The sequence below is a fragment of the Zunongwangia sp. L-65 genome (genome assembly GCF_056859415.1).
Genome location: NZ_JBSXOK010000080.1, coordinates 173307 through 183109, shown reverse-complemented (window position 1 = coordinate 183109; position 9803 = coordinate 173307). Strand labels below are relative to the sequence as shown.

The following is a 9803-nucleotide window of genomic DNA, read 5'->3' as shown; positions in this document are numbered from 1 at the left end:
CAACAGAGCGGCACCAGCCTAAAAACCAGGCCCAGGGTATCGAAAATGGCAGATATGGCCTTGAAGTCCGTACTTCAGATGGCCGCTATGAGGGCGGTAAGGATGCAAAATGATCTGCAGGTATATTACCTAAGAAAAGTCGAAGAGGGCAAAAATAAAATGAGTGTTCTAAATGCGGTCAGGAACAAATTGTTACACATTGCTATGGCACTAATTAAAAACCAAACAAATTATAAAAACCGCTTGGAATTGTCATAGAAATCGTACTGACATAGAACTACCATATTCCTAAATCTTGTCACTTCGAGTGGTTAATCTCGAAGTGCAACAGAGAGATTTGCTGTATCGAGAAGTCTTTCCACTTGAAATAAGAAATTAGCAATAATCTGTAAATCGTTAACTGTATATTGTAAAATACTTTTCTTTAATTTGAAAAAAGGTTAAAAAATTAAAAGGATCATTTAAATTAAAAACTGCTTTAAACCTTAAACTTTTTAACCTTGAACGCTAATGTCACTTCGAGTGGCTAATCTCGAAGTGCAACGGAGAGATTGGCTGTATCGAGAAGTGGTTTTAAAACGCTAACTCCAATCCAGTTCTCGATACTATTTTAATTCCGTTATCACTACATGAAAATCGAACTGACATAGAAATACCGTTTTATTCCGGAATCTTGTCACCTTGAGTGAAACATTTCGAAATGGATTGGAGAAATCTCAATCAAAATAAAAATTCAAAAAAGATCTCTCCACAAGGTCGAGAAGACAAAATCATGTTATAAAATTAAAAAATGTCAATTCAGCATTCAAAATTCAACATTTTCTATCCGTTTTTTTGCCTTTTAGATCTTTATTCTCTCGCCTATTTTCCAATAACTAACAACTGCAGGCCTAATTCTAGATCATCCCACAATCTCCTTAATCTCTCCAATCATTTGTTCTGCTAATTCATCAGCTTTTTGTTGGGATTTTGCTTCGGTATAAATTCTAATAATAGGCTCGGTATTCGATTTTCGAAGATGCACCCAATTTTCCGGAAAATCGATTTTAACACCATCAACCGTACTAATTTCTTCTTTGGCATATTTTTCTTCCATAGCTTTTAAAATGGAATCTACATCAATTTGCAGAGTTAACTCAATTTTATTTTTGCTCATATAATATGCCGGATACTCAGCTCGCAGTTCAGAAACTTTTACTTTTCTTTCGGCTAAATAAGTTAAAAACAACGCCACGCCTACCAAACTATCTCGACCATAATGCGATTCAGGATAAATAATCCCGCCATTGCCTTCTCCTCCAATCACGGCATTACTTTCTTTCATTAGTGTTACCACATTTACTTCTCCTACGGCACTGGCTTTATAATTTCCGCCATGCTTTTGGGTAACATCACGTAAAGCTCGGGAAGACGATAAGTTACTGACCGTGTCCCCCGGTGTTTTTCCCAGCACAAAATCAGCACAAGCCACAAGTGTATATTCTTCACCAAACATTTCTCCATTTTCATCAATAAATGCTAAACGATCTACATCGGGATCTACCACTACTCCAAAATCTGCATCCTCCTTTTTTACCAACTCGCAAATATCGGTAAGATGCTCTTTTAGCGGTTCTGGATTATGGGGAAAATGACCATTAGGCTCACAGTATAATTCTATAACCTCAGCGCCTAATTTCTTCAGAAGCTTAGGAATAGCTATTCCTCCGGTAGAATTCACTGCATCTACCACTACTTTAAATTTAGCAGATTTGATTTTTTCCGGATCAACTAATTGCAGCTTTAAAACCTCCTCAATATGACGATCGATATAATCCTCGATTTTAGTGATTTGTCCCAGATCATCTACCTCTACAAAATTAAAATCATCACTTTCGGCAATTTCCAGAATTTTAGCACCGTCTTCCCCACTTAGAAATTCACCTTTATTATTCAGTAATTTTAAGGCATTCCATTGCTTGGGATTATGACTAGCGGTAAGGATAATTCCGCCATCAGCTTCTTCTAATGGCACGGCAATTTCTACCGTAGGTGTTGTCGATAGATCGATATCCACGACATCAATCCCTAAGCCAATCAATGTGTTTACAGTCAGTTGCTGGATCATGCTACCAGAGATTCTGGCATCACGACCAATTACTACCTTTAAATTCTCTTTATTGTAAGTTCTTTTTAACCAGGTACCGTAAGCTGCGGCAAATTTTACAGTATCGATTGGGGTGAGGTTATCACCAATTTTACCACCAATAGTTCCACGTATTCCTGAAATAGATTTTATTAAGCTCATGTTCTAAATTTGTTTGTTTCTAAAAGCTCATTAGCTTCTTTACAAATATAGCAGGAAGCATCGCCAGCTCAAAATCTTAACAAAACTTAATGAAGTAGATTCCTTATCTTGTGGCAATGAATTATCTTGCCCACATTTATCTTTCTGGCGAAAATGACATGCTGAAAATCGGTAATTTTATTGCCGATTCTGTAAAAGGAAAAAAGTATTTGGATTATCCGGTTTCTATCCAACAAGGAATCACTTTACACCGCAATATCGATGAGTTTACCGACTCCCACCCTATTGTACATCAAAGTGTACACAGGCTTTTCGATAAATATTCACATTACAGCACAGTAATTGTCGATATTTTATACGATCATTTTCTAGCCGCAAACTGGCAGGATTTTCACGAAACGAAATTGGAAAAATACAGTCAGGATTTTTACGATCTCATCCAAAGCAATCCAGAAGTTTTGCCTACACGCGTAAAAAACTTTATGCCTTACATGATTAAACACAATTGGCTGGTAACCTATTCAACAATAGACGGAATTGGGCTTATTTTATCCCAGATGAATCAGCGCACCAAGTTTAAATCGAAAATGGACGAATCTGTAAACGAACTTCGCGAGTATTATCAGGAATTTAAAGATGAATTCTACAGCTTTTTTGCAGAACTTGAAGCTTTTTCAGAACAACGGAAAAAAGAACTACTGGAACAATAATTGCTTATCAAAATTCTAAAAATTCAACCAAATTTAAATTGAAATTAACAATGGTAAAACTTTGCTTACTTTTTAGTTAGCAATGCATTGAGTAACTTTGCGATCTTGATGAAAAATATGACGAAAACTGAAGAAAAAATAGAGGTTTTAGGAGCCAGAGTTCATAATTTAAAGAATATTGACGTAGAAATTCCTCGCGAAAAATTAGTCGTGATTACAGGACTTTCGGGTTCCGGAAAATCTTCTCTAGCTTTTGATACGATTTATGCTGAAGGCCAACGCCGATATATTGAAACATTTTCTGCCTACGCACGCCAATTTCTTGGGGGTTTAGAGCGTCCCGATGTTGATAAAATTGAAGGGCTTTCCCCGGTAATTGCAATCGAGCAAAAAACCACCAGTAAAAATCCGCGTAGTACCGTGGGAACCATTACTGAAATTTACGATTTTTTAAGGCTACTTTTTGCCCGAGCCGGTGAAGCCTATAGTTACAATACCGGTGAGAAAATGGTAAGTTATACCGATACTCAGATTAAAGATTTGATTATCGAACACTATAAAGACAAACGCGTGAGCGTTTTGGCTCCCGTAATTCGTTCCAGAAAAGGACATTACCGCGAACTATTCGAAAATATCGCCAAACAGGGTTTTGTAAAAGTAAGAACCAACGGTGAAATTCGGGATATTGTAAAAGGGATGAAGCTGGATCGATACAAAACGCATGATATTGAAATTGTAATCGATCGGCTAAAAATCGACGATAATACCGATGCGCAAAAACGTCTGGATGAAAGCATAAAAACAGCCATGTATCATGGTGATGATGTGCTAATGATCATGGAACAGGAAACTGGCGAGGTACGGTTTTTTAGTAGAAATTTAATGTGTCCTACTACCGGAATTTCTTATCCAAATCCAGAACCAAATACCTTTTCATTTAATTCACCAAAAGGAGCCTGCCCCAGCTGTAGTGGGATTGGAACGCTTTATAAGGTGAATGAAGACCGGATTATTCCTGATAAAACAAAATCGATCAAAAATGGAGGCTTAGCTCCGCATGGCCCGCAAAAAAAGAACTGGGTTTTCTCCCAACTTCAGCTTATTGCAGAACGTTTTGATTTTAGCCTCACCGATCCTATCGAAAAAATTCCACAGGAAGCCATGAATATGATCATGAATGGTGGGAAAGAGAAATTCAGCAAAGAATCGAAAACCATAGGGATCACCCGGGAATATAAAATCGATTTTGAAGGTGTTGCTACATTTATTGAAGAAACCTATAAGAATAACGATTCTTCTTCTTTACGCCGCTGGGCTAAAGAATACATGGATAAGATCGAATGTCCTACCTGTAGCGGTACCCGACTAAAAAAAGAATCACTATATTTTAAAATCGATAATAAAAATATTGCCGAATTAGCGAATCTTGATATTAGTGATTTAGTGGCGCTTTTTGAAGATCTGGAAGACCGACTTTCAGAAAAACAAAAGAAAATTGGTGCTGAAGTGGTAAAGGAAATTAGGACCCGACTCCAATTCCTGGAAGATGTTGGACTTACCTATTTAAACCTTAACCGCAGCTCAAAAAGTTTATCGGGTGGTGAAGCACAACGTATACGATTAGCCACGCAAATAGGTTCTCAACTGGTTGGTGTACTTTATATCTTAGATGAACCAAGTATTGGTCTTCACCAACGTGATAACGAAAAACTGATTAATTCACTGGAGTCTTTACGGGATATCGGAAATTCCGTTATTGTTGTTGAACACGACAAGGATATGATCGAGCGTGCCGATCATGTGATCGATATTGGTCCAAAAGCCGGAAAACATGGTGGTGAAATTATTAGCCAGGGTCCACCTTCAGAAATGCAAAAAAACAGGACGCTTACCGCCGATTATTTAAGCGGGAAGCGAGAAATTGCCGTTCCGAAAGAAAGAAGAAAAGGTAACGGGAAAAAGATAAAATTAACAGGAGCTACGGGAAATAACCTTAAGAATGTTTCGGTTGAATTCCCTTTGGGAAAAATGATTGCGGTAACCGGTGTTTCAGGAAGTGGAAAATCCACCTTGATCAACGAAACGCTTTACCCGATTATGAATGCACATTATTTTAATGGCGTTAAAGAGCCTAAGCCTTACAAAAAAATCAAAGGTTTGGAGCATATCGATAAAGTAATCGACATCAACCAGTCTCCTATTGGGCGAACACCAAGAAGTAACCCTGCGACTTATACCGGTGTTTTTTCTGAAATTAGAAGCCTTTTTGCCAAAACTCCTGAAGCCTTAATTAGAGGATATAAACCGGGAAGATTTAGTTTTAATGTAAAAGGCGGACGTTGTGAAACCTGTAAAGGTGGTGGACTGCGGGTAATCGAAATGAATTTCCTGCCCGATGTCTATGTAGAATGTGAAACCTGCCACGGGAAAAGATTTAACCGCGAAACTTTAGAAATCCGGTATAAAGGAAAATCGATTGCCGATGTATTAGAAATGACCATTGATGAAGCTACAGATTTCTTTGAACCTATCCCAAAAATCTATAGAAAACTGTATACGATTAAAAATGTTGGTTTAGGCTATATTACCCTGGGACAGCAAAGTACTACCTTATCTGGTGGCGAAGCACAGCGAATTAAATTAGCAACCGAGTTATCTAAACGTGATACTGGTAATACATTTTATATTTTAGACGAACCCACAACCGGACTTCATTTTGAAGACATACGAGTTTTAATGGAAGTCCTTAATAAATTAACCAATAAAGGGAATACGGTTTTAATTATCGAACATAATCTGGATGTCATTAAAATGGCAGATCATATTATCGATATTGGCCCTGAAGGAGGTAAAGGCGGCGGCGAAGTCATCATCACCGGCACACCTGAAGAAGTAGCCAAGAATAAAAAAAGCCATACGGCAAGATTCCTTAAAAAAGAATTGAAATAAAGATTTAAAGAATGATACCGAAACAAGGAGGAAAAACCTGGAACGAGATAAAAACAAACGATAGCTGGGCGATCTTTAAGATCATGGGCGAATTTGTAAGTGGTTACGAAAAACTGAGTCAGATTGGACCTTGTGTGTCCATATTTGGTTCTGCCCGTACCAAACCCGATATGAAATACTACAAACTCACCGAGGAGGTTGCCAAAAAAATAGTAGATCACGGTTATGGAATCATCACCGGTGGCGGCCCGGGAATTATGGAAGCTGGTAATAAAGGTGCCCATTTAGCCGGAGGAACATCTGTAGGCCTTAATATTGAACTACCTTTTGAGCAGCATGACAACCCATATATCGATAATGATAAAAGTTTAGACTTCGACTACTTTTTTGTTCGTAAAGTGATGTTTGTAAAATATTCACAGGGATTTGTAGTAATGCCCGGGGGATTTGGAACTTTAGATGAATTATTTGAGGCTATCACACTTATACAGACCCATAAAATCGATAAATTTCCAATTATACTGGTAGGAAGCGAGTTTTGGAGTGGTTTAGTAGACTGGATAAAAACCACGTTATTAGATACTTTTAAAAATATTAGTACCCCAGATATGGATCTTGTGCAGGTGGTCGATACCCCTGAAGAAGTTATCGAGATTCTGGATAAATTTTACGAGGAATATAATCTTAGTCCTAATTTCTAAACCAACAAACAATAGTTTCCGTAAATATGGTAGAGCGTAAAATACCTTGGGGCAAGCCTATGAGGTATTTATCATACGATTATTTTTTATTTCGAGGCAAACCTCAGAGCATTTAATCTCGATTATCGAGTAAAACCTAAAAAGTCCCTTTTGAAAACCTTTTTTGTATTTTTCTTTTGTTGCTTTTTAAACATCTATGCTGTCATAGCTCAGCATCAAATTTTAATAAATGCGAAGCTAAATAAAGAAGAAAGAATAATTTATATAAAACAACAGCTTACCTATGTAAATAAGAGCAATGAGCCTCTAAAGGAACTTTATTTAAATGATTGGGCTAATGCCTTTAAAAATAAGAACACTCCCCTGGCCCAGCGTTTTGGGGAGGAATACATTCGTAAATTCCATTTCTCTAAACCTGAAGAGAAAGGATTCACCAGTATCAACCAAATAAAGCAGGCTAAAAATCAGCTCGCCTGGATACGACCGCAAAATCATCCTGATATTGTTAGAGTCCAGCTAAGTAAAACCCTGGCACCTGGCGAAAAAGTTCACCTAACATTTGATTATAGTGTAAAAGTTCCCAGTGATAAATTTACCCGATTTGGGGTTAGCGGTGAAGGAAATTATAAGCTAAAATTCTGGTACCTCACCCCTGCGGTATTTGATGGCGCGTGGAAATTATACAGTCATAAAGATATAGGAGAACAATACACACCTCCCGCAAATTTAGATATTCAGCTTGATGTACCAGCAGAATTTTATCCTTCTACGGCCTTGGATATTTTTCACAATTATGCAGCTGGAAATCGTAGGCATATTCGATTAACCGGAGAAAACCGTGTAGAATCTGAATTATTGCTTACACAAACGTATCAGCCTGAAACTTTAGAAGTTGGCATGCATCAGCTTGTTACAAATCTTAATGATGATGGTTTACAACCCGAGATTAAAGATTTAATCCTTACTCGTATTCTTGATTTTCTTCAGGAACGACTAGGAGAATATCCGCATCAAAAATTATTGATTACAAAAGAAGAATATTTAAAAAATCCGGTTTATGGTCTTAACCAGTTACCCGATTTTATACGGCCATTCCCAGATGGGTTTCATTACGATATTCAGCAATTAAAAACAATTATCAATAATTTTTTAAACAATAGTTTACTACTGGATCCCAGACAAGAGCAGTGGGTTCATGATGCTATCGCTATTTCTTTGATGATCGATTATGTAGATCGTTATTATCCAAAAATGAAACTTGTTGGCAGCCTTAGTAAAATTATTGGATTACGATGGTTTCATGCTGCCGATTTAGAATTTAACGATCAGTACCAGTTCTTGTATATGAACATGGCCAGGCTAAATATCGATCAGCCATTGGGCAGCAATAAAGATTCACTTTTAAAATTTAATGTAAATATCGCCAATCCTTATAAGGCAGGTTTAGGAATCAAATATCTTGAAGATTATCTAGGTAGTGAAGCGGTTAAAAAATCCATTTCAGAGTTTTATTCAGAAAATAAATTAAAGCTTGGTACTGAAAAAGAATTTGCCGCGATTTTGCAAAAAAACGCTAATAAAAATATTGACTGGTTTTTTAATGATTATGTGAAAACCAGTAAGAAAATTGATTTTAAAATCACGAAACTTAAAAAGCGTAAAGATTCACTTCAAGTTACCATTAAAAATAAGCGAAATAACAACATGCCTGTTTCCCTTTACGGTATTAAAGACGATAAAATAGTTTACAAAACATGGGTCGATAGTATCGATAAAGAAAAACAAATTACTATCCCCAGAAATGATGCCGAAAGAATTGCTTTAAACTACGAGCAAATCATCCCAGAATACAATCAGCGTAATAATTTTAGAGGGGTTAGTAAACTTTTTAATAAACCGATACAGTTTAGGTTATTAGAAGATATCGAAGATCCCAAATATGCCCAGATATTTTTTACTCCAGAATTTGATTATAATCTGTATGACGGCATCGCCATAGGTCCCAAAATGTACAATACCACTTTTCTAGCCAAAGATTTTAGTTTTAAAATTTCTCCAAAATATGGTTTTAATAGTAACACTGTAGTAGGAAGCGCTAACATCGATTACACCTGGCGGTATCATAACCGGGATCTGCGAACCATTCGCTTAGGAATTGGTGGAAACCGCTTTTCGTACGCTTATGATCTTTTTTACCACCGATATACGCCTTATCTAAATTTCGTTTTTAGGCCACAGAATTTAAGAAACAACGAGCGACAAAGCTTATCTATTCGAAATATTAATGTGAACAGGGATAAAAATCCTTTTGATCAAAACCAAACCGCACCAAATTACAATGTTTTTAATGTTCGTTATGGCTTTAGCAACTCTTACCTGGTAGATCATACTTCAGCAGTTATCGATTATCAATTAGCAGAAAACTTCAGTAAGGTTTCACTTACGCTCCAATATCGTAAACTATTTAAAAATAACCGTCAAATCAATCTTCGTTTTTATGGCGGGACTTTTATTTATAGCGATTTACCCAAAAACTCTAATTATTTCAGCTTTGCTTTAGACCGCCCAACAGATTATCTTTTCGATTATAATTACTACGGAAGAAGCGAAGGCGACGGTTTATTCAGTCAACAAATTATCATGGCTGAAGGCGGATTTAAATCCCAGGTAATGCCTGAATATGCTAACCAATGGATTACTACAGTAAATGCCAGCACCAATATCTGGAAATGGATTTTTGCTTATGGCGACGCCGGAATTGTTAAAAACAGTGGAGAAAATAGTAAGTTTTTATATGATTCAGGAATTAGGGTCGCCCTGGTTGAAGATTATTTTGAGGTTTTTTTCCCGGTCTATTCAAATTTAGGTTGGGAAATCGCACAACCCAATTACGATCAGAAAATACGATTTATAGTATCCTTGGATATCAACACCTTAATTCGACTTTTTACCCGCCGATGGTATTAATGCTTTAAGAAATTTGGCAATCCTTCCACTAAATGAATTTCATAGAATTCAATAAAAATGAATATTATCCAATATTTTTTGAATAAATTCAATTTAATCGATGTTAAAATATGTTATATTTAAAATAAGTCGATTTTTATGAATTGTGTATAATTCTAATTTTAGCTATATTTGTGTGATCCAAAAAAG

6 protein-coding genes are annotated in these 9803 nt (G+C 36.5%); 5 read left to right on the top strand and 1 reads right to left on the bottom strand.

The features are described from left to right. Positions 1-258: transposase (locus AC13DP_RS20270; protein ID WP_483068377.1), on the top strand; the 258-nt coding region annotated here is incomplete at its 5' end. A 643-nt stretch (positions 259-901) separates the two neighbouring features. On the opposite strand, the gene glmM is transcribed toward AC13DP_RS20270, so the two are convergent. Then, positions 902-2287 carry a phosphoglucosamine mutase gene (glmM, locus tag AC13DP_RS20265; RefSeq protein ID WP_483068376.1) on the bottom strand — a complete coding sequence of 462 codons (1386 nt, stop codon included), beginning with the start codon at positions 2285-2287 and terminating at the stop codon, positions 902-904. Positions 2288-2403: 116 nt separating this feature from the next. Between glmM and AC13DP_RS20260 the strand changes: the two genes are divergently transcribed. From AC13DP_RS20260 to AC13DP_RS20245, 4 genes are all read left to right on the top strand, one after another. Continuing rightward, positions 2404-2997: an acyl carrier protein phosphodiesterase gene (locus tag AC13DP_RS20260; protein WP_228252186.1), complete on the top strand. Its 594-nt coding sequence runs from the start codon at positions 2404-2406 to the stop codon at positions 2995-2997. A 117-nt stretch (positions 2998-3114) separates the two neighbouring features. Then, entirely contained in the window at positions 3115-5946 is a 2832-nt protein-coding gene (uvrA, locus tag AC13DP_RS20255) for an excinuclease ABC subunit UvrA (RefSeq protein ID WP_483068375.1), read from the top strand. 11 nt (positions 5947-5957) lie between these two features. Continuing rightward, complete coding sequence (locus AC13DP_RS20250; protein WP_013071209.1) at positions 5958-6647, top strand: LOG family protein; 690 nt, start codon at positions 5958-5960, stop codon at positions 6645-6647. Positions 6648-6797: 150 nt separating this feature from the next. Beyond that, the gene (locus AC13DP_RS20245; protein ID WP_272958527.1) at positions 6798-9614 is read left to right on the top strand and encodes a metalloprotease; all 2817 of its coding nucleotides are present in this window, start codon (positions 6798-6800) and stop codon (positions 9612-9614) included. Positions 9615-9803: the final 189 nt, after the last annotated feature.